We start from the raw sequence: 20,031 nt of genomic DNA on the forward strand, positions 1-20,031 counted from the left end.
ATGTATCGTGGCTTAAATTCAACTATTACCGGGGCAGGCTCCATCTTTCTGATTACCATAAAATACCTCTATAAGAGAAAATCAGAGCTAAAATCAACAAAACATAGAAAGCGATAAAAAGCCATCTCATCTTCACACATAGAGCAATATATTCTCTGATAAAGGCCGATGGGATATAGTAGGCGGCTGTACGGCAACCAAGGCCATCTCCCTTCATCCCAATACGGCGAGCATAGGTACTGGTACGAAAAACATGGTAATCATTGGTCACAAAGAGAAAACGTGGACTGGTCACCAGCTTCTCTCCCATTTCTTTTGAGAAGAGAAGATTCTCATAGGTCGTCGTTGAGTCTTCCTCTAGGAGAATCGCTTCTCTCGGAATATCTGTCTCTTCCAACAAATAATTACAAATCGCCTGAGCTTCGGATATCTTTTCATCTCCACCTTGACCACCACTCGCGATGATTTTAACATTGGGATTAAGAGACTGGCGATAGGCTTCTACTGCCTTATCAATGCGACCCTTTAGTAAGGGAGTCACTTTTTCTCCATTCAACAAACCTGCTCCGTGAATGATGATAAAATCATAATATTTTTTCTTAGGAATAAAAAGATACAGGATAGAATAAAGCAGAAATCCTGCAAAGGCAAAACCAAAAATCAAATACGAATAAATCAAAAAGAAAAAGATAATATTCACTAGATGATTGGTGTAAAACAAGCCCTTGGTATCGCTCACTCGAATCGCCATGATCACAAAAAAGAATAGAATCACACAACCTAATCCTAGAGACAAATAATTTGCCTTGGATTTTCCTTCTTTTTTCAATAACACGAATCCATTATAAATAAGGAAAAAACCACTTAGAAAAACTAAAAGAGGCAGCAGGAGAAAAATCCCTGCAAAGAAAACCATGTGCACTTCTTTCTGCCCAGCTTCGTAAAAAAGATTGGCAATGGACATATAAGAAAAGAACAGAGACAAAAGCAAGAGAGCTGGATTCCAGAGACTGCGATTGTCCCTTAAAAACGAAACGAGAAAAAGTAGGACAAAAAATCCTGTGATAAAGTACATAGTCTCCTCCTTTAATGTCTACATTGTACCATAATTATGGCAATAGAAAAAGAGGAGCCTAGCCCTCTTATTTTGCTATTCTTGCTTCTGCATCTGCCACAACCTGAGCCAGACTCATCTGACGAAGTTGATTTTCCATAGCTAGTTGGATATCCAGCAATTTCTGATCCAAGACCTTATGAATATTAGCCCCTACTGGACAGTTAGGATTGGGATTGTCATGGAAACTAAAGAGTTTGCCAGATTTTCCTAGACACTCTACAGCTTGGTAGACATCCAACAAGCTGATATCCTGAAGGTCTTTGATAATCTCGGTACCGCCCGTCCCACGCGCAACTGAAATCAATCCTGCTTTTTTGAGTTGCGACAAAGTCTTACGGATAATGACTGGATTAACTCCAACGCTAGCTGCGAGAAAATCACTGGTCACCTTACTTTCCTGGCCCTTGATAGCAATGATAATTAGCATATGGGTCGCAATGGTAAATCGACTTGAAATTTGCATTTTGTTCCCCTTTCACCTGAGATTCTCATCATCTCTCTTCTCATACTCATTATACCCCTTTTTGATGTCATGTCAATCATTACTACTATCTAACCATGCATCCAACTCAATATCATGCCCCTGTTTTTGAGCAATCTCATACAGAAGTTCCTGGTTATGAGTGTGGTGAATCCCATTTACCAAACTTTCATAATAGACCTGGAAATAGGGGAGCTTTAAATCTTTAGCCAACTGCAATTCAGTTTCTACATCATAATCCACTCGACGAAAATCAACATCAGCCAAACCTGCTTCATCAAACTCTAAGATCATATACTGGGCCCGCAGGTCCTTACGTAATCCCGCATCTAAAAAGAAGGGTTGTCCAATGGACCCTGGATTAAGAATCAACTGTCCATCACTTCCATAACGAAGCAACTGTTGGTGGATATGACCATATACTGCGATGGAGGCGTGTGGATTCGTCACTAATCTATCAAAATCTTCTTGTTTTCCCGTATGAATCAACTCCCTACCCCAGTTTTTAACAGGGAGATGGTGAGTGATTCCTACCGTCAGATCACCAAACTGACGATGAACTTGCATGGGTTGATTGCGGAGGTCTTCGATTTCTTCAGGGCTGATTTCTTCTAATATATACTGGCATTGACGTAGGAGGTAGCGATGACTAGCTTTTGTCAAATCTAGCTTACGATGCAAACCTCGCCAGAGACTATTCTCCCAATTACCAAGAACTCTTACAGTAATAGGCAAAGCAGCTAAAAGATTCAATATCCTTCTACGTCCCGTTCCTGGCATAAGAATATCCCCCAAAATCCAGTACTCATCTACCTTTGCCTTTTTGGCATCAGCCAGTACAGCTTCCAGGGCTGTCGTATTCCCATGTATGTCTGAAAGAACTGCTATTTTGGTCATTCTTTCTCCTCTTTTCCTCTTACTTCTTTTGTTAGTATTATAGCAGAAAACACTCAAAAAGAGCACTATCACTACTCACTGGATTAACTTGTAAAGGCTTCCAATACGTGCTATAATATAAATAGAGAGTTCCCCTTCATTTAGGATTATGTGGTCTTCAACATCTCTCTATTTTTGCAGATTGGAGGACTATTGCCATGCGGAAATATCTTAAGTATATTCCATACTACCTTGTCATTTTCTTCTTTTACTGGCCCCTCTATGAGTTGCTTTTACTGCTGATATCTGATTCTTATACGCTGAAGGGACTTTACATTTATAACATTCTCCTCTTTTCTCCCCTAGTAACCTTTATCGTATCGCTACTTTATAGCTATCGATTTCATTTCTCACTTTGGTGGCTACTCGGTATTGGTCTGGTCTTTTGCTTTACCATCATCACCTTTGGTGAGTTCATCCTGCTTTACTTCCTAGCCTATGAACTCTTTGCCCTACTTGGCTTGGCTGCTGGCATGGGTATCAAGCATGTCTTCCAGCGGAAGAAAAACAAAAAAATTATACAAAAACCTTGAAAATTCTCGCAATCATGCTATAATAATGCATAGAGACAAGTCACTTAGTCCCTTTCTACTAGAGAGTGCGTGGTTGCTGGAAACGCATAGAAAGCCTAAACTGATACTACTCTACTGACTTTTATGCAAACATAAAACGGTGGCTACGTTAAAGCCAATCTGAGGTGTTCCTCTTTTTTGAGGAACATAAATGAAGGTGGAACCACGTTGCGACGTCCTTTTAAGGATGTCGCTTTTTGATTTATTAACGAAAAAATCAAAAGGAATTTCTATTTATATTTCAAGGGCACCTTCACCATAACTAGGCTAATAAAAACTTTATAAGGAGAAAACCATGATTAAGATTACTTTCCCAGATGGCGCTGTTCGTGAATTCGAATCTGGCGTTACTACTTTTGAAATTGCCCAATCTATCAGCAATTCCCTAGCTAAAAAAGCCTTGGCTGGTAAATTCAACGGCAAACTCATTGACACGACTCGTGCTATCACTGAAGATGGAAACATCGAAATCGTGACGCCTGATCACGAAGATGCCCTTCCAATCTTGCGTCACTCAGCTGCCCACTTGTTCGCCCAAGCAGCTCGTCGTCTCTTCCCAGACATTCATTTGGGTGTCGGTCCAGCTATCGAAGACGGCTTCTACTACGATACGGACAATACTGCTGGTCAAATCTCTAACGAGGACCTTCCTCGTATCGAAGAAGAAATGAAGAAAATCGTTAAAGAAAACTTCCCATCAATCCGTGAAGAAGTTACCAAAGGCGAGGCCCGTGAAATCTTTAAAAATGACCCTTACAAGTTGGAATTGATTGAAGAACACTCTGAAGACGAAGGCGGTCTGACTATTTACCGTCAGGGCGAATACGTAGACCTCTGCCGTGGTCCTCACGTCCCATCAACAGGTCGTATCCAAATCTTCCACCTGCTCAACGTAGCTGGTGCCTACTGGCGTGGAAATAGCGACAACGCGATGATGCAACGAATCTACGGTACAGCTTGGTTTGACAAGAAAGACTTGAAGAACTACCTTCAAATGCGTGAAGAAGCCAAGGAACGTGACCACCGTAAACTCGGTAAAGAGCTTGACCTCTTCATGATTTCACAAGAAGTCGGACAAGGTTTACCATTCTGGTTACCAAACGGAGCGACTATCCGTCGTGAATTGGAACGCTACATCGTCGACAAGGAAATCGCTGCAGGCTACCAACACGTCTACACTCCACCAATTGCCTCTGTGGAACTCTATAAAACTTCTGGTCACTGGGATCACTACCGTGAAGATATGTTCCCAACTATGGACATGGGAGACGGTGAAGAGTTTGTCCTCCGCCCAATGAACTGTCCTCACCATATCGAAGTTTATAAACACCATGTACACTCATACCGTGAATTACCAATCCGTATCGCTGAGATTGGCATGATGCACCGATATGAAAAATCTGGCGCCCTTACTGGCCTTCAACGTGTACGTGAAATGTCCCTAAATGATGGTCATACTTTTGTAGCTCCAGAACAAATTGAGGAAGAATTCAAGAAAATTCTTCAATTGATTATCGACGTGTATGAAGACTTTAATTTGACAGATTACCGTTTCCGCTTGTCTTATCGTGACCCAGAAGATAAACACAAATACTTTGACAACGATGAGATGTGGGAAAATGCACAACGCATGTTGAAAGCAGCTATGGATGATATGGAACTGGACTACTTTGAAGCTGAAGGTGAAGCAGCCTTCTACGGACCAAAATTGGATATCCAGGTTAAAACTGCCCTCGGTAAAGAAGAAACCCTTTCTACTATCCAGCTTGACTTCTTGCTTCCAGAACGCTTCGACCTCAAATATGTTGGAGCAGATGGTGAGGAACACCGTCCAGTCATGATTCACCGTGGGGTTATCTCAACCATGGAACGCTTCACAGCTATCTTGATTGAGAACTACAAGGGTGCCTTCCCAACATGGCTGGCACCACACCAAGTAACCCTCATCCCAGTATCTAACGAAAAACACGTGGACTACGCTTGGGAAGTGGCTAAGAAACTCCGTGACCGTGGTGTCCGTGCAGACGTAGATGAGCGCAATGAAAAAATGCAGTTCAAAATCCGCGCTTCTCAAACCAGCAAGATCCCTTACCAATTGATCGTTGGAGACAAAGAAATGGAAGACGGAACTGTCAACGTTCGTCGCTACGGCCAAAAAGAAACACAAACTGTCCCAGTAGATGAGTTTGTAGCAGCAATCCTTGCTGATATCGCCAACAAATCTCGTGTTGAGAAATAAAACGATCACTGTCTGAGAAACATTTTTCAGTAAGAAAAAGCAACAACCGAAATAGTTGTTGCTTTTTTATATTTTATTTAACCTGAGCTAGTAGTGATTGGTTAAACCACCACAAATGGTATCCTCATAAACAATCCTTTCTATCCACTAGTTTTTGGATATAGGATATCCTCCCAAGATTTGCTTTCAAGAGTTAGAACAGTTCAATATCCTCAATCCTTATCTGCTTCATTTTCTTTTACGAGATCTTTTTGTGAATCCTTTTCAGAGAGTTTTTGATCAATATACTTGTTAATGGTTTCATAAAATTCCTTGGTCGTATCACTGTCTAATTTTGTCGAATTATGAACCTGATTGACTTTCAATTGAACAGATTGAATACCGTAAGAGACTTGTTTTTGATGGAGCGTTTCTAATTCTTCATCTGAAATCGGATCTCCGACAACTGTCAAGACCAATTCATTGTTCCTTGACTTGTAGACTTGATTAATGACCGTGTGATTGGCGAACTCTTTTGCTATAAACTGTTTGATTCCTTCTTTTCGCGCTTGATCTATCGACAGAGTGACTGCTGAATAGCTGGCTGGAAGAACCAATAATACAATCAAGGATGTCAAGCCAATTTTCATTTTAATATTTAGCTCTTTAAATGAACTTAAGGGAGATTTCCTCATCAAAATTCTTGTTCCAACAATGTTGGCTAGCATGATAAAGACACAATTGATCAAGAAAAGATAGAGAGCTCCAAATAAAAATCGTACATTTCCATTAGCTAAACCATAGCCTGCAGTACAGATAGGTGGCATCAAAGCTGTTGCGATGGCTACTCCTGGCACGATATTGTTTGCTTCTTTTTTCCTTGACCCAATTACACCTGCTATCCCACCAGCAATAGCAATGAGAACATCCCAAATGGTTGGAGAGGTTCGTGCAATCAATTCGCTACTTTCATAAGATAAGGGAGAAATCCAGAAATACAGAGCCGAGACAAGCAAGCTAACCGATACCTGAGTAAATAAGACCTCTAGAGATTGCTTGATTAAACGCGTATCAAAAATAGCTAAACCAAATCCGAGTCCAACAATCGATGTCATAAGAGGGGAAATCAGCATGGCTCCAATAATGACAGCTGTTGAATTCATATTTAGGCCGATAGAGGCAATAAAAATCGCACACATCAAAATCACTGTATCTCTCAATCGAACATGAAGATCATCATATAATTTCTCACGGTATTCACGTGTTGAATAGTTTCCGGTCATTGGTTACTCCTTTTATTTCATATAATCTTGTTTCTGCTTGGATGATGGTAGAGAGACTTCTGTCCAATCTTACATATTTTTCTTCTCACCTGTTATTCTTTTGAAAATTATCCTTTAAATATCCGTCAGTCCATCCTTAGTATTATATCAAAAATTTTACAGTCTTTATCTGAAGAAATCTATCAATTGAACAGATAGAGAAAGTTATCGTCAACCTCATGGTATCATCGACTACTTCAATGACCTTGAGAACTAAACTAAGCATATGATAAGCAAAGGTCAATGGAGAAATGCAAAAATTACAGGAAGGAAGAAAACTGTCAAAATTTGCTTGTTAATGGTTTGCTTAATCTGCTTTTGATCTAGACCTACCTGTTCGTTTGTGGTCTTCATATCCCTCAGAGATTTGTTTATAGTAGATAAAATAATTTACTAGGCTACACGGTTAAAGATAGAAAAGCCCAGTTGTCTTATCCTGGGCTCTTATCTACTCTTCTCACTCAAGGACTAAGTTCACTTGAGCAAACTGAATCCGCACTATCGTTCCTTTTCCGACCTCAGACTCGATACGAATCTGGTGACCCAGTTCTTCAGAAATTTTCTTGGATAGGTAGAGGCCAAGTCCAGACGACTGCTGGGTCAAACGCCCATTGTAGCCTGAAAAACCACGTTCAAAGACTCGGAGTACATCACTGTTTTTAATCCCAATCCCCGTATCCTTGATACAGAGTTCCTGATCTTCCATATAGATCTCCAAACCACCTTGCTTGGTGTATTTGAGGCTGTTTGAGAGGATTTGTTCAATGACGACCAACAACCACTTCTTATCGGTCACGATGGTTTTGTCTAAGTCATGTAGATTGACCGTCAGTCCCTTTTGGATAAAGAAAAGAGCATACTTACGAACCACTTCCTTAACTAAGTCATCCACTTGAACCTTTTCAAATACCAAGTCATCGTGGAAGCTTTCCAAACGAAGATACTGCAACACCAGATTGGTATAGGAGTCAATCTTAAAAATTTCCTGTTCCAGTTGCTGCTTGACCTCACGATCAGATACTTCTGCTACCAAGAGACGGCTCGCTGCAATAGGAGTCTTTATCTGATGAACCCACAAGGTGTAGTAGTCAAGCAAATCCGTCAGTTTACTTTGGGCTTCTGACTTCTTTTGATACAATTCAGACTCACGCTCTTCGAGTTTTTCCGCTAGCACACATTCCAAAGGAGACTTTGGGTCTCTTTCAGCATAGAGTACTTCCTGCCGGTAAATCTGAGCTTCTGCAAAAATATCCCAAACCAAAAATAAAAGGGTTAAAAAGCTACTGAGGAGGAAAAAATAGAAGAAATAAAATCCTATACTAGCGAATAAAAACTGAAAGAGAAAAACAAGAAAACCCAATGAAAAAATATAGACAAAAAGACGACTGCGAGAACGCAGATAGGCCAGAAAAAATAGTTTCCAATCAAGCATGTTTCAGTCCGTACCCTATTCCCTTCTTGGTTTCGATAAATCCTGCCAAGCCTTGCTCCTCCAACTTTTTGCGCAAGCGAGCAACGTTGACAGACAGGGTATTGTCATCGATGAAAAAGTCGCTGTTCCAGAGTTCCCGCATCAGGTCATCACGCGCCACGATATTACCCGCATGTTCAAATAAAACGCGTAAAATCTGAAATTCATTCTTGGTCAAACTCAGGACTTCCCCCTGATAGTGCAGGTCCATAGACTTGGTATTGAGGATCACACCCGCATACTCCAGCAGACTTTCATCCCGTCCAAACTCATAGGAACGGCGCAACAATCCCTGAACCTTGGCAAGGAGCACCTGCTGGTCAAAAGGTTTGGTTATAAAATCATCCGCACCCATATTGATCGCCATGACAATATCCATCGCCTGATCTCTCGAAGACAGAAACATGATAGGTACCTGAGAAATCTTGCGAATCTCCTGGCACCAGTGGTAACCATTAAAAAGAGGCAAACCAATATCCATGAGGACCAAATGAGGTTCTGACTGAACAAAAAGGCTCAATACTTCCATAAAATCTTCTACCAAAACGACCTCAAACCCCCACTCAGAGAGTAGTTTACCAACTTGTTGCCGAATAACTTGGTCATCTTCTACTAGTAAAATCTTGTGCATGCGCTCCTCCTTTGCTCTTATTATAACAGATTTTCCCCATGGATAAAATGCAAACCTGTATTTAAACCAGCTCGCTAGCAATATAGCAAAATCTAGTAAGCCCACTGGCTAATTCTTGGTAAATGTGATAGGATAAACATAGAGAAAGGAGCTTTTATGGCCAATATTTTTGACTACCTCAATGATGTAGCATACGATTCCTTTTATGACCTCCCCGTGAATGAGTTAGATGTTCTTGCCTTGACTGAGTTGACCTATCTTGCTTTCGATGATGTAGTCACTCAAGAACCAAAGCGTCTCATAGATCTAGCACCTCAAATCCCTAGAGACACGACGATGTTGACCAATAAAAACCGTCTCCAGTTGTTGGATCAACTCTCTCAACACAAACGCTTTAAAAATTGCAAGCTCTCAAACTTTATCAATGATATTGATCCTGAATTGCAAAAACAGTTTGCGGCTATGACTTATCGTATCAGTCTCGATACCTATTTGCTTGTTTTTCGCGGGACGGATGACAGCATCATTGGTTGGAAAGAAGATTTCCATATGACCTATATGAAGGAAATCCCTGCTCAAAAACATGCCCTCCAGTATTTAGAGGACTTTTTTGCCCAACATCCCAATCAAAAGATCATCCTAGCAGGGCATTCAAAAGGGGGCAATCTAGCTGTCTATGCTGCCAGTCAACTTGATCCAAACTTGCAGAAAAACATTGTCGCTGTCTACACTTTTGATGCCCCTGGGCTTCACAAGGAACTAACCGAAACACCTGGCTATCAAAACATGATGGAAAGAACGAAAGTATTTATCCCACAAGGGTCTATCATCGGGATGATGCTGGAAATTCCGGATAAAAAAATCGTCGTTCGAAGCACCGCCTTAGGTGGCCTTGCCCAGCACGACACCTTTAGTTGGCAGATTGAAGACAAACACTTTGTCCAACTAGACGAGACCAATAGTGATAGTCAGCAAGTCGATACAACCTTCAAGGAATGGGTTGAAACAGTTCCTGACGAAGAACTGCAGCTCTACTTTGACCTCTTTTTTGGAATCATTCTCGATGCGGGCATCTCCTCTATCAACGATCTTTCTTCCTTCAATGCCATTGAACACATTCATCAACTCTTTGTACAAGCTCAATCCCTCACTCCCGAAGAAAGAGAAACCATGGGGCGCTTAACCCAACTCTTGATTGGCACCCGCTATCAAGCTTGGAAAAATCGTCAAAGCACGAAAAAGACTTTCTGATACCCTAAGTATTCTCTTCTATGCTATACTTAATTTAGTACATTCTTTGAGATTGGAGCCAGTATGAAAATCCATAAAACCGTGAATCCCGTTGCCTATGAAAACACTTATTACCTGGAAGGGGATCAACACCTAATTGTGGTTGACCCAGGTAGCCATTGGGAATCTATTCGCAAGACTATTGAGAAAATCAACAAACCAGTCTGCGCGATTCTCCTGACCCATACCCACTACGACCATATTATGAGTCTGGACTTGGTTCGCGAGACTTTTGGAAATCCTCCAGTTTATGTAGCAGAGAGTGAAGCTAGCTGGCTTTATACACCTGTAGATAATCTCTCTGGTCTCCCTCGTCACGACGATATGGCAGATGTGGTCGCAAAACCAGCAGAACACACCTTTGCCTTTCATGAAGAATACCAGCTTAAGGAATTTCGTTTTACAGTTCTACCAACCCCAGGGCACTCTATCGGCGGCGTTTCTATCGTCTTTCCTGATGCTCATCTAGTCTTGACCGGAGATGCTCTATTCCGAGAAACCATCGGACGGACAGACCTTCCTACAGGTAGTACGGAACAACTTCTCCATAGCATTCAGACGCAACTCTTCACTCTTCCTAACTACGATGTCTATCCCGGGCATGGTCCAGCTACGACTATCGCTCACGAAAAGACCTTTAATCCCTTTTTCTAGCAAGCAAAAAACCAAGGATAATTTCCTTGGTTTTTGTGTAGCTTCTATTTCTATGTCAATATTTGCTCAGAAGAATCAATATTGACTAGAAAAGCAATTCAAAACTAATTAGCCGGATTCAATTCTTTCCAACCAATGTTAGACAAATCAAGCTTTTCAGAAGAAATATCTAAAACTTGCTCTGCTTTTTCGTTGCCACCGATTTGAATAGTTGCTTCTTTAATCTTCTGCACTCCGTTTTTATCGAACGAATATAGAGACAGGTTCATTTCTGGACGAGTTGACTGCCAGTCTGCATAAGAGACTTGACCGTTTTCATAAATATCAAATCCTGAGCGAAAACCACCTGCAGAAGCTATATATGCTGTGTGAAGTAAGCTAGGTTTTTGATTTTCCAAATAATAAATGGCTGAAACAAATTTTTCATCGCCAATAAGCAACTCGTCTTGACCATCCTTATTCAAATCAACCATTGCGTATTTCCAATCGGGTGCATTTTGATAATCCATTCGAGAGAAAACCAGGCTATATTCTTCTGAAGTAATCTTATCTTGTTTATTCTCCTTGTATAAATCTTCTCTATTACCTTTTTTTAAAAGGTCTGTAAAGTGATTATAGCGTTCAATCACTTCTTTATATAAATCTTGTCCAGTTTCTTTCTTATTTTCAGCAGTTGATTGTGATGCCTTGGTTGACGATTCACTAGTATTCTCAGCCTTTGCTTCTGTTGATACACTAGTCTTATCGTCTTTGGAGACAGATGATAGTGCGGATGAAGGTTCTGTATTGTTCCTATTTTTATCGAGACTACAAGATGCTAGAACTGAAATCGAAAGAATAGCTGATAGCATTATTAAAAATTTCTTCATGTTTACCTCGATAGCATTGCATTTTCAGATTGATAAACTTCAAAAATGAACCATTAATTCCAAGATGATACTTGGTTAGGGACTTACTTTACCAAATAATCACACGGTCCTCTGGTGAACGCCACATACCATCGCCTTCTTTGACATCGTATGTTGTAAAGAAGTCATCGAAGTTTGGCACTTGCACATTGACACGGAGTTTGGCAGGCGCGTGCACGTCGACACTGGCCATGAGTTTCATCAACTCAGGACGGCCTTTCATACGCCAGATACGAGCAAAGTTGTGGAAGAATTCTTCAGCTGAGAAGTCTGGTTCTCTCTTAGCAGCTTCAAGGGCTGCAGCAATTCCTCCCAAGTCAGCAACGTTTTCAGAGACGGTTAGTTTCCCGTTGATTCTTGCACCGTAAGATTCTTGTCCATCAAACTGGTCGATAACTTTCTGCGTTTTTTCTTTAAAGGCAGCATAGTCACTCTCTGTCCACCAATCCTTAAGACTACCATTTTCATCAAAGGAAGCACCATTTGTGTCAAAGGCATGAGAAATCTCGTGGGCAATAACAGCACCAATCCCACCGTAGTTGGCAGAAGACGATTGATGCAAGTCATAGAATGGAGCCTGTAAAATAGCCGCTGGGAAGACAATCAAGTTCTTCTGAGGATTGTAGTAGGCGTTGACCATATGAGCTGGCATACCCCACTCCTTGTAATCAACCGGTTGGTTCCACTTGCTCCAGCTGTGCTTGATTTCCACACGCGCAAAGGCTAGAGCATTCTCAAAGAGACTGGCAGTTTCATCCACTACTTTGTCCCTGTAGCGTTCTGGCAATTCCTCTGGATAACCGATATAAGGCTTGATGACATTGAGTTTGACAATGGCCTTGTCTCGCGTTTCAGGTGTGAGCCAGTCGTTCTTAGCCAAGCGTTCCTTATAAACATCAATCATAGTCGCTACTTTTTTCTCTACGTCTGCCTTGGCTTCTGGGGAGAATTTTTCATGCGCATACCAGAGACCAAGAGCTTGCTTGAAAGGACCTTGGGCTAAGTGATAAGCTGCCTTGACCTTGTCCGTAGCTTCTGGCACACCTGAAAGGGCACGACCATAAGCACCTGACAAAACACGAATCTCATCTGTCAGATAGCTGGTTGAGAGATTGACCACACCCAAAATCAAGGTTGCTTTGAGTAGAGGCCACGCTTCTTCACTATAAAATTGATCTGCTGCTTGCCAGAAACGTTCCTCGTCTACGATAACCTTGTCTGGAGTTTGTCCAAGAACTGTTTGGAAGAAATCATCCAGAGGTAGGGCAGGGGCAAATTTCTTGAAATCTTCATAAGCGTATGGATGGTAGAGTTTGGCATATTCTGAACTTTCTTCGTTAGAAAGCACTACAGCCGCAGTGCGACGGTCCAATTCCAATCGTTTCTCTAGTAAATCTGCGATTTCCTCATCTGAAAAATCATAGGCTTTGAGAAGATTCGTAGTACTTTCCTTCCACAAACCTAACAACTCCTCACGCTGAGGATGGTCTTCAGCGTAGTAGGTTGTATCTGGCAAGATAGTTCCTGGAGCACTGGCCCAGAGAACATTGGTTCTGGCATCCATAAAGTCTGGTGATACTCCAAATGGAAGGAAGTTTGGCTTCCCTGCTAGTTCAAACTCTGCCAGTTTGCTGGTAAAATCTGCGAAGCTCTCCAAGTCTTGGTATTCCTTAAGTAGAGGAAGGACAGGCTTGATCCCATCAGCTTCTCTCTTGTCAAAATCACGTACCATACGATGGTACTTAACAAAGTTGGCGAGGATAGCATCCTCTGGAACATCCTCACCTGCCAACCACTTGTCCGTAGTCGCCAGCATCAACTCTTCAATTTTCTCATCAAGGTCAATAAACCCACCTGTTCGAGATTTGTCAGCCGGAATGACAGCTGTTTTTTCCCATTCGCCATTGATTGCATCATAAAAATCATCTTGATAACGTGTCATCTTGTTCTCGCTTTCATTTTTTCACTTATTCTTAGCTTAGCAGAAAACACTTGGGAATGCAATTAAAAACGGTCTCTCATTTTTCAGTTATTATTTTAAATTTTTCAAAAATTAACTTGACTTAATTTTTTTTTTAAGGTATATTAAAAGATAGGAGGAATACAACTGTATGATACGTATCGAAAACCTCAGTGTCTCCTACAAAGAAACGCTGGCACTAAAGGATATTTCACTAGTGCTCCACGGACCAACTATTACCGGAATTATTGGTCCAAATGGTGCTGGAAAATCAACTTTATTAAAAGGTATGTTGGGAATTATCCCACATGAAGGTCAGGCCTTTCTCGACGATAAAGAAGTCAAGAAATCTTTAAATCGAGTTGCCTATGTCGAGCAAAAAATCCATATCGACTACAATTTCCCTATCAAGGTCAAGGAATGCGTCTCTCTGGGACTCTATCCATCCATCCCACTCTTTCACACCTTAAAAGCCAGCCACTGGAAAAAAGTGGCAGATGCACTTGAAATCGTTGGACTTTCAGACTATGCTGATCGCCAAATCAGCCAGCTCTCAGGAGGACAATTCCAACGTGTGTTGATTGCCCGTTGCTTAGTGCAGGAGGCAGACTACATCTTTCTAGATGAGCCATTTGTCGGGATTGACTCGGTTAGTGAAGAGATTATCATGAATACACTGAGAGATCTTAAAAAAGCTGGTAAAACAGTTCTCATCGTCCATCATGACCTCAGCAAAGTCCCCCATTATTTCGACCAAGTTTTGCTTCTCAATCGAGAATTAATAGACCTTGGTCCGACCGAAGAAACCTTTACCGAGGCCAATCTCAAAAAGGCCTACGGTAGCAAACTCTTTTTCAATGGAGGTGGCCTATGATAGCAGAATTTATCAATGGATTGCAAAATTTCCATTTCCTACAAAACGCCTTGATCACAGCTATTGTCATCGGAGTTGTTGCTGGTGCTGTGGGATGTTTTATCATCCTACGTGGTATGTCTCTCATGGGAGATGCCATCTCTCACGCAGTTTTGCCCGGCGTAGCCCTTTCCTTTATCCTGGGAATTGATTTCTTTATTGGAGCCATTATCTTTGGCTTGATGGCCTCCATCATCATTACCTACATCAAGGGAAACTCTATCATCAAGAGTGACACTGCCATTGGTATTACCTTTTCATCTTTCTTAGCCCTAGGTGTCATCTTGATTAGTGTTGCCAAGAGTTCGACAGACCTCTTCCATATCCTTTTTGGGAATATCCTCGCTGTCCAAGATACGGACATGTGGATTACCATTGGTGTGGGGGCATTGATTCTCTTGATTATTGGGATTTTCTTTAAACAACTATTGATTACATCCTTTGACGAGCTCCTGGCTAAAGCAATGGGAATGCCCGTTAATTTCTACCACTATCTACTCATGGTGCTCTTGACCCTTGTATCCGTCACCGCCATGCAAAGTGTTGGAACCATTCTTATCGTGGCCATGTTGATCACCCCAGCTGCGACGGCTTACCTTTATGCTAATAGCCTAAAGAGCATGATTTTTCTTTCATCAGGCCTAGGAGCTCTGGCTTCTGTTGTAGGGCTCTTTATCGGCTATAGTTTCAATCTCGCAGCAGGATCGAGCATCGTGCTCACATCCGCCAGCTTCTTTCTAATCAGTTTCTTTATCTCTCCTAAGCAACGATACTTGAAACTGAAAAACAAAAAAATCATTAAATAACGGGGAAACCCTTCTGGAGGAATCTAATGAAAAAATTAGGTACATTGCTTGTACTCTTTCTTTCCGTCATTGCTCTTGTAGCATGTGCTAGCGGAAAAAAAGATACGGCTTCTGGTCAAAAACTAAAAGTTGTTGCTACAAACTCAATCATCGCTGATATTACCAAAAATATCGCTGGTGACAAGATTGATCTTCATAGTATCGTTCCTGTTGGTCAAGACCCACACGAATACGAACCACTTCCTGAAGACGTTAAGAAAACTTCTCAAGCTGACTTGATTTTCTATAACGGTATCAACCTTGAAACTGGTGGCAATGCTTGGTTTACCAAATTGGTCGAAAATGCCAAGAAAACTGAAAACAAAGACTACTTTGCAGTCAGCGAAGGCGTTGATGTTATCTACCTTGAAGGCCAAAACGAGAAAGGCAAAGAAGACCCACACGCTTGGCTCAACCTTGAAAATGGGATGATTTATGCTAAAAATATCGCTAAACAGCTCATTGCCAAGGACCCTAGCAACAAGGAATTCTACGAAAAAAATCTCAAAGACTATACTGAAAAACTAGACAAACTGGACAAGGAAGCCAAAGAGAAATTTAACAATATCCCTGCTGAGAAGAAACTCATCGTAACCAGCGAAGGATGCTTCAAATACTTCTCTAAAGCCTACGGTGTTCCAAGTGCCTACATCTGGGAAATCAACACGGAAGAAGAAGGGACTCCTGAACAAATCAAAACCTTGGTTGAAAAACTTCGCCAAACAAAAGTTCCATCACTCTTTGTTGAATCAAGTGTCGATGACCGTCCAATGAAGACTGTTTCACAAGACACAAACATCCCAATCTACGCACAAATCTTTACTGACTCAATCGCTGAAGAAGGCAAAGAAGGCGACAGCTACTACAGCATGATGAAATACAACCTTGACAAGATTGCTGAAGGTTTGTCTAAGTAATCCATTAAAAAAACGTCGTTCTCACGTGAATGGACGTTTTTTTGTCCCTTAATTTCCAGTCAAATCATTGGAAAAATCTGACAATTCTCGGTAAAATAAAAGAAAAAAGAATGGAGTAGTTTCATGACCACTTTTCTAGGAAACCCTGTAACCTTTACAGGTAAACAACTGCAAGTCGGAGACAAGGCACTTGACTTTTCTCTTACGACAACCGATCTCTCTAAAAAAACGCTAGATGACTTTGATGGAAAGAAAAAAGTCTTGAGTGTTGTCCCTTCTATCGATACTGGTGTCTGCTCAACGCAAACACGTCGATTCAACCAAGAACTTGCCAACCTTGACAACACCGTCGTTCTTACTGTTTCTATGGACCTACCATTTGCCCAAGGACGCTGGTGTGGGGCTGAAGGCCTTGACAATGCCATCATGCTCTCAGACTACTTTGACCATTCTTTCGGACGCGATTATGCCCTTTTGATCAACGAATGGCATCTCCTTGCACGTGCCGTCTTTGTTCTCGATACTGACAATGTCATCCGTTACGTAGAATACGTTGACAACATCAACACGGAACCAGACTTTGAAGCTGCCATTGCTGCAGTGAAAGAACTGGACTAAAATCAAAGCCATTAGGGCAGAAGGCTAGAGAAATCTAGCTTTTTTTGATATACTAGATGGAGAGAAAAGACAAGAGGAAACGAATGACGCCAAATAAAGAAGACTATCTAAAATGTATTTATGAAATCGGTACGGAGATGCAGAAAATCACCAATAAAGAAATTGCTGCCCGTATGCAGGTCTCTCCACCTGCTGTAACAGAGATGATCAAACGCATGAAAAGTGAAAACCTCATCCTCAAGGACAAGGAGAACGGCTATCTATTGACAGATATTGGCCTCAAACTGGTCTCTGAGCTCTATCGTAAACACCGGTTGATTGAAGTCTTTCTAGTCCACCATCTTGACTATACCAGCGATCAAATCCACGAGGAAGCTGAAGTTCTAGAGCACACTGTATCCGACCTCTTCGTAGAGAGACTGGATAAACTGCTGGGTTTCCCTAAAACCTGTCCCCACGGAGGAACCATCCCAGCCAAGGGAGAGCTCTTGGTTGAAATCAACAACTTACCACTGGCAGACGTCCAAGAAGCTGGAACCTATCTCCTGACTCGGGTTCACGATAGTTTTGACTTGCTTAAATACTTAGAAAAGTATGAGATTCATATCGGTGACCAACTCCAAGTCAAGCAGTTTGATAGCTTTTCCAATAGCTTTACTCTGGTCAACAAAGACGAAGACCTCCAAGTTAGTATGGATATCGCCAAACAACTCTATGTCGAAAAAATCAACTAATTTCTCAAGTACCCCAACCACCCCTGAAAATTTTATTTTCAGGGTTTTATTTCTATCATTTGATTTTGCTTTCATTTAGTTGTAGAATATTTGTTAAAAAAAAGAAAGATAGTTTAACATATGAAAAAATCACTAAAAATTTTTGCGACATCCAAATGGTTTGACCTTTTCGGGGTTGCTTTGGTCGTTGGGATTGCGATTGCATCTGGTTACCTCAACTCACGTCTCGACAAATTTGTAGACTGGGGACCATGGACTGCACTTGTTCCCTTTGGATTGATTTCCGTAACCAACGTTGGGATTTCCATGTTGTCCACTCGTTTCACGGGAAAATTAAGCAAATGGGGAAATTACTTTGGCATTGTCAATACGATTTTGTCTGGTACCATTGATTATATCCTTGGAAATAAGGCGGCCATTATCACCTATCCTGTTACCTTTCTCATCTATACCTTTGCTATTAAGAAATGGGAAGCTTCGAAAGAAGGTAGACCCAACCAAATGAGCCAAAAACAGGTAAAATTGGCAGCCATCATCATTTCAATCATCGCCTTCCTCTTTGCCTTTGTGACCAACTATATCGGCTATGGAGGAAAGATGAATCTCCTTGCCTACGTGACAACTATTGCCTTTGCACTGTCCCTCATTGCCAATGCTTTAAACGCATTAAAACTGACAACTCAGTGGGGATTTTGGTTGATTTACAATTTTGTGCAGCTGACAAAGGCTGGCATTCAAGGCAACTTCGCTAATATCGGTAAATACATCTTTTATATCCTCAATGCAATCGGAGCTTTATTTGTCTGGAATGACAAAGAAGATAGATAACAGAAGGAAACTCAAATAAAGAAAGCAAGACGACTTAATAGAATCTTCCTTCTACTATTTATTATCATTTTATACTCTTCGAAAATCTCTTCAAACCACGTCAGCTTCGCCTTGCCGTAGATATATGTAACTGACTTCGTCAGTCTTATCTACAACCTCAAAGCAGTGCTTTGAGCAACCTGTGGCTAGCTTCCTAGTTCGCTTTTTGATTTTCATTGAGTATTAGTTGTAACTCTCATTCGTTTGGTGTAGAATGAAGCTAGATAAAAGAGGGAGGTTTTCCTATGAAAAAGCTCTTTAGACTACACTTCGCAGCCATTGCAGTCAGCGATTTGCTACTATTTGTATTTTTTACAACTAGACCCGAGATATCTTTGGACTGCCTCTTGCTCTCTGGTTTTATTTTCCTCCTTGCTCAAGGACTCCTGCTATTTCGCTTGTTCAACCGACTCAAACATCAATTCGCTGAGATTTATCCTCAAATCGATAAAAAGATTCGCTTCTACTATTTAGGGGTTCTCTCCATTGATTTTCTATTTTTTGTCCTTTTAGCCTTCGTTAGTTCTCATCGTTTTTCATCTCTTATGCCATTGTCACTGCTTTCCATTCTACTTTTTATTATACGACGACTAACTACCTAAGAGAAAACTATCCTGAATTTTATGACAAACACATCTCTTTATGGGAGTGCCTCTAAGAAAAAGGAGGTTTTAGCATGAAAAAAATCATCTATATCAAAACCATTCAAGTCCTTGTCATCGATGGAATCATGCTGGCATTTTTGACATTTAAAGAGGGGCTTACTTGGGATTGGATTTTGATTTATAGCAGTTGGCTCATTTTCTTTCATCCTGTGCTACTGACTTATCTTTCTAACCAACTTTGTGACCACTTTAGTCAACTCTATTCCCAGATTAGACCGAGATTTTGGCGTTTTGCCTTACAAATCCTCCTATGGGATAGCCTGATGATTCTCTCCTTGATCTGTTTAAGTGGTGTCCCACTTTTCCTCAAGGGAATTCTCCTAATCCTAGGTCATCTCATTCCTTCCTATCGCATAAGCCAAAGCCTGAAACAAGATTCTCCCAAGGCCTATCAAGAACCGATTTCTTTTTGGAGTATTTTATGATTGATAAGAAAAACCAAGCCGGCTGGCTTGGTCTTTCTTATCTATTTTTAGTATCTAGGATAATGGTGACCGGTCCATCATTGACCAGCTCCACCTGCATATCCGCTCCAAAAATACCGGTCTGAACAGGGACTTCCTGAGCTAGCTTTTGGTTGAAAGCCTCATAGAAGGCAGTTGCCATATCCGGCTTGGCTGCACCTGTAAAAGCGGGACGATTGCCTTTCTTGGTATCTGCAAAGAGGGTAAACTGGGAAATAGAAAGGATTTCCCCCTCAATATCCTTGATAGACAGGTTCATCTTGCCTTCTGCGTCTGAAAAAATTCGCATGTTAACAAGCTTTCTCACAGCATAGTCCAAATCTTCCTCTTGGTCCTCTGGGCCAACACCGACCAGTAATAAGAGTCCCTGATTAATTTTTCCCCGTACCTGACCTCCGATACTGACTTGGGCTTTCTTGACTCGTTGAATGATGATTTTCATAAGCGC

At 41.3% G+C, this 20,031-nt stretch carries 20 protein-coding genes and 2 pseudogenes; 12 read left to right on the plus strand and 10 right to left on the minus strand.

What is annotated here, in order from left to right; all coding sequences use genetic code 11:
• Window positions 1-52: 52 nt before the first annotated feature.
• The 3 genes from HMPREF1516_RS05370 to HMPREF1516_RS05380 all read right to left on the minus strand — a co-directional run bounded on the left by HMPREF1516_RS05370 (window position 53) and on the right by HMPREF1516_RS05380 (window position 2,495).
• A complete protein-coding gene (locus HMPREF1516_RS05370; protein ID WP_033605971.1) occupies window positions 53-1,075 on the minus strand; it encodes a YdcF family protein in 1,023 nt (340 codons plus the stop codon).
• Between the two features lie 67 nt (window positions 1,076-1,142).
• Window positions 1,143-1,580 (minus strand): Rrf2 family transcriptional regulator, encoded by a 438-nt coding sequence (locus HMPREF1516_RS05375; protein WP_001167378.1) that lies wholly within the window; start codon window positions 1,578-1,580, stop codon window positions 1,143-1,145.
• A gap of 72 nt (window positions 1,581-1,652) precedes the next feature.
• Window positions 1,653-2,495, minus strand: coding sequence for a metallophosphoesterase family protein (locus tag HMPREF1516_RS05380; RefSeq protein WP_000161099.1), 843 nt, complete (start codon window positions 2,493-2,495; stop codon window positions 1,653-1,655).
• Between the two features lie 197 nt (window positions 2,496-2,692).
• Between HMPREF1516_RS05380 and HMPREF1516_RS05385 the strand changes: the two genes are divergently transcribed.
• The gene (locus HMPREF1516_RS05385; RefSeq protein ID WP_033605973.1) at window positions 2,693-3,067 is read left to right on the plus strand and encodes a hypothetical protein; all 375 of its coding nucleotides are present in this window, start codon (window positions 2,693-2,695) and stop codon (window positions 3,065-3,067) included.
• A gap of 334 nt (window positions 3,068-3,401) precedes the next feature.
• Window positions 3,402-5,345, plus strand: a complete 1,944-nt coding sequence (thrS, locus tag HMPREF1516_RS05390) for a threonine--tRNA ligase (protein WP_000591025.1) — start codon at window positions 3,402-3,404, stop codon at window positions 5,343-5,345.
• 212 nt (window positions 5,346-5,557) lie between these two features.
• On the opposite strand, the gene HMPREF1516_RS05395 is transcribed toward thrS, so the two are convergent.
• The 4 genes and pseudogenes from HMPREF1516_RS05395 to HMPREF1516_RS05405 all read right to left on the minus strand — a co-directional run bounded on the left by HMPREF1516_RS05395 (window position 5,558) and on the right by HMPREF1516_RS05405 (window position 8,748).
• A complete protein-coding gene (locus tag HMPREF1516_RS05395) occupies window positions 5,558-6,607 on the minus strand; it encodes a DUF389 domain-containing protein (RefSeq protein WP_033605974.1) in 1,050 nt (349 codons plus the stop codon).
• Between the two features lie 142 nt (window positions 6,608-6,749).
• Window positions 6,750-7,028 (minus strand): annotated as a pseudogene (locus tag HMPREF1516_RS09870) (ABC transporter permease); the annotation flags it as partial.
• 75 nt (window positions 7,029-7,103) lie between these two features.
• Window positions 7,104-8,078, minus strand: coding sequence for a HAMP domain-containing histidine kinase (locus tag HMPREF1516_RS05400; protein WP_000887933.1), 975 nt, complete (start codon window positions 8,076-8,078; stop codon window positions 7,104-7,106).
• Window positions 8,071-8,748, minus strand: a complete 678-nt coding sequence (locus HMPREF1516_RS05405) for a response regulator transcription factor (protein ID WP_000548985.1) — start codon at window positions 8,746-8,748, stop codon at window positions 8,071-8,073. The genes HMPREF1516_RS05400 and HMPREF1516_RS05405 overlap by 8 nt, the downstream gene beginning before the upstream one ends.
• Window positions 8,749-8,904: 156 nt before the next feature.
• Here HMPREF1516_RS05405 and HMPREF1516_RS05410 point away from each other — a divergent pair, with 156 nt between their 5' ends.
• Both HMPREF1516_RS05410 and HMPREF1516_RS05415 read left to right on the plus strand, forming a co-directional pair.
• A complete protein-coding gene (locus tag HMPREF1516_RS05410; protein WP_033605975.1) occupies window positions 8,905-9,999 on the plus strand; it encodes a DUF2974 domain-containing protein in 1,095 nt (364 codons plus the stop codon).
• Between the two features lie 63 nt (window positions 10,000-10,062).
• Window positions 10,063-10,692: an MBL fold metallo-hydrolase gene (locus HMPREF1516_RS05415; RefSeq protein WP_000690839.1), complete on the plus strand. Its 630-nt coding sequence runs from the start codon at window positions 10,063-10,065 to the stop codon at window positions 10,690-10,692.
• A 104-nt stretch (window positions 10,693-10,796) separates the two neighbouring features.
• On the opposite strand, the gene HMPREF1516_RS05420 is transcribed toward HMPREF1516_RS05415, so the two are convergent.
• Together HMPREF1516_RS05420 and HMPREF1516_RS05425 are read right to left on the minus strand one after the other, a co-directional pair.
• Window positions 10,797-11,561: a hypothetical protein gene (locus HMPREF1516_RS05420; RefSeq protein WP_033605976.1), complete on the minus strand. Its 765-nt coding sequence runs from the start codon at window positions 11,559-11,561 to the stop codon at window positions 10,797-10,799.
• 88 nt (window positions 11,562-11,649) lie between these two features.
• Window positions 11,650-13,542: a M13 family metallopeptidase gene (locus HMPREF1516_RS05425; protein ID WP_000199248.1), complete on the minus strand. Its 1,893-nt coding sequence runs from the start codon at window positions 13,540-13,542 to the stop codon at window positions 11,650-11,652.
• A 169-nt stretch (window positions 13,543-13,711) separates the two neighbouring features.
• Here HMPREF1516_RS05425 and HMPREF1516_RS05430 point away from each other — a divergent pair, with 169 nt between their 5' ends.
• The 8 genes and pseudogenes from HMPREF1516_RS05430 to HMPREF1516_RS09880 all read left to right on the plus strand — a co-directional run bounded on the left by HMPREF1516_RS05430 (window position 13,712) and on the right by HMPREF1516_RS09880 (window position 19,544).
• Window positions 13,712-14,434, plus strand: coding sequence for a metal ABC transporter ATP-binding protein (locus tag HMPREF1516_RS05430; protein WP_000619139.1), 723 nt, complete (start codon window positions 13,712-13,714; stop codon window positions 14,432-14,434).
• A complete protein-coding gene (locus HMPREF1516_RS05435) occupies window positions 14,431-15,279 on the plus strand; it encodes a metal ABC transporter permease (protein WP_033605977.1) in 849 nt (282 codons plus the stop codon). Before HMPREF1516_RS05430 ends, HMPREF1516_RS05435 begins: the two co-directional genes overlap by 4 nt.
• Before the next feature lie 26 nt (window positions 15,280-15,305).
• The gene (locus HMPREF1516_RS05440; protein ID WP_000733087.1) at window positions 15,306-16,235 is read left to right on the plus strand and encodes a metal ABC transporter substrate-binding protein; all 930 of its coding nucleotides are present in this window, start codon (window positions 15,306-15,308) and stop codon (window positions 16,233-16,235) included.
• Between the two features lie 123 nt (window positions 16,236-16,358).
• Complete coding sequence (gene tpx, locus HMPREF1516_RS05445; RefSeq protein WP_000206546.1) at window positions 16,359-16,853, plus strand: thiol peroxidase; 495 nt, start codon at window positions 16,359-16,361, stop codon at window positions 16,851-16,853.
• 83 nt (window positions 16,854-16,936) lie between these two features.
• A complete protein-coding gene (locus tag HMPREF1516_RS05450) occupies window positions 16,937-17,587 on the plus strand; it encodes a metal-dependent transcriptional regulator (RefSeq protein WP_033605978.1) in 651 nt (216 codons plus the stop codon).
• A gap of 120 nt (window positions 17,588-17,707) precedes the next feature.
• On the plus strand, window positions 17,708-18,415 hold the full coding sequence (locus tag HMPREF1516_RS05460) for a nicotinamide mononucleotide transporter (protein WP_195594533.1): 708 nt from the start codon (window positions 17,708-17,710) through the stop codon (window positions 18,413-18,415).
• Between the two features lie 284 nt (window positions 18,416-18,699).
• Window positions 18,700-19,112: pseudogene (locus tag HMPREF1516_RS05465) on the plus strand (hypothetical protein).
• Window positions 19,113-19,130: 18 nt separating this feature from the next.
• Window positions 19,131-19,544 (plus strand): hypothetical protein, encoded by a 414-nt coding sequence (locus tag HMPREF1516_RS09880; RefSeq protein WP_084647647.1) that lies wholly within the window; start codon window positions 19,131-19,133, stop codon window positions 19,542-19,544.
• A gap of 37 nt (window positions 19,545-19,581) precedes the next feature.
• Here HMPREF1516_RS09880 and dtd read toward each other — a convergent pair whose 3' ends face one another.
• On the minus strand, window positions 19,582-20,025 hold the full coding sequence (gene dtd / locus HMPREF1516_RS05480; protein WP_033605979.1) for a D-aminoacyl-tRNA deacylase: 444 nt from the start codon (window positions 20,023-20,025) through the stop codon (window positions 19,582-19,584).
• Window positions 20,026-20,031 lie beyond the last annotated feature (6 nt).

Origin of the sequence: Streptococcus sp. CM6 (assembly GCF_000526095.1) — a bacterium.
GTDB lineage: Bacteria > Bacillota > Bacilli > Lactobacillales > Streptococcaceae > Streptococcus > Streptococcus oralis_BW.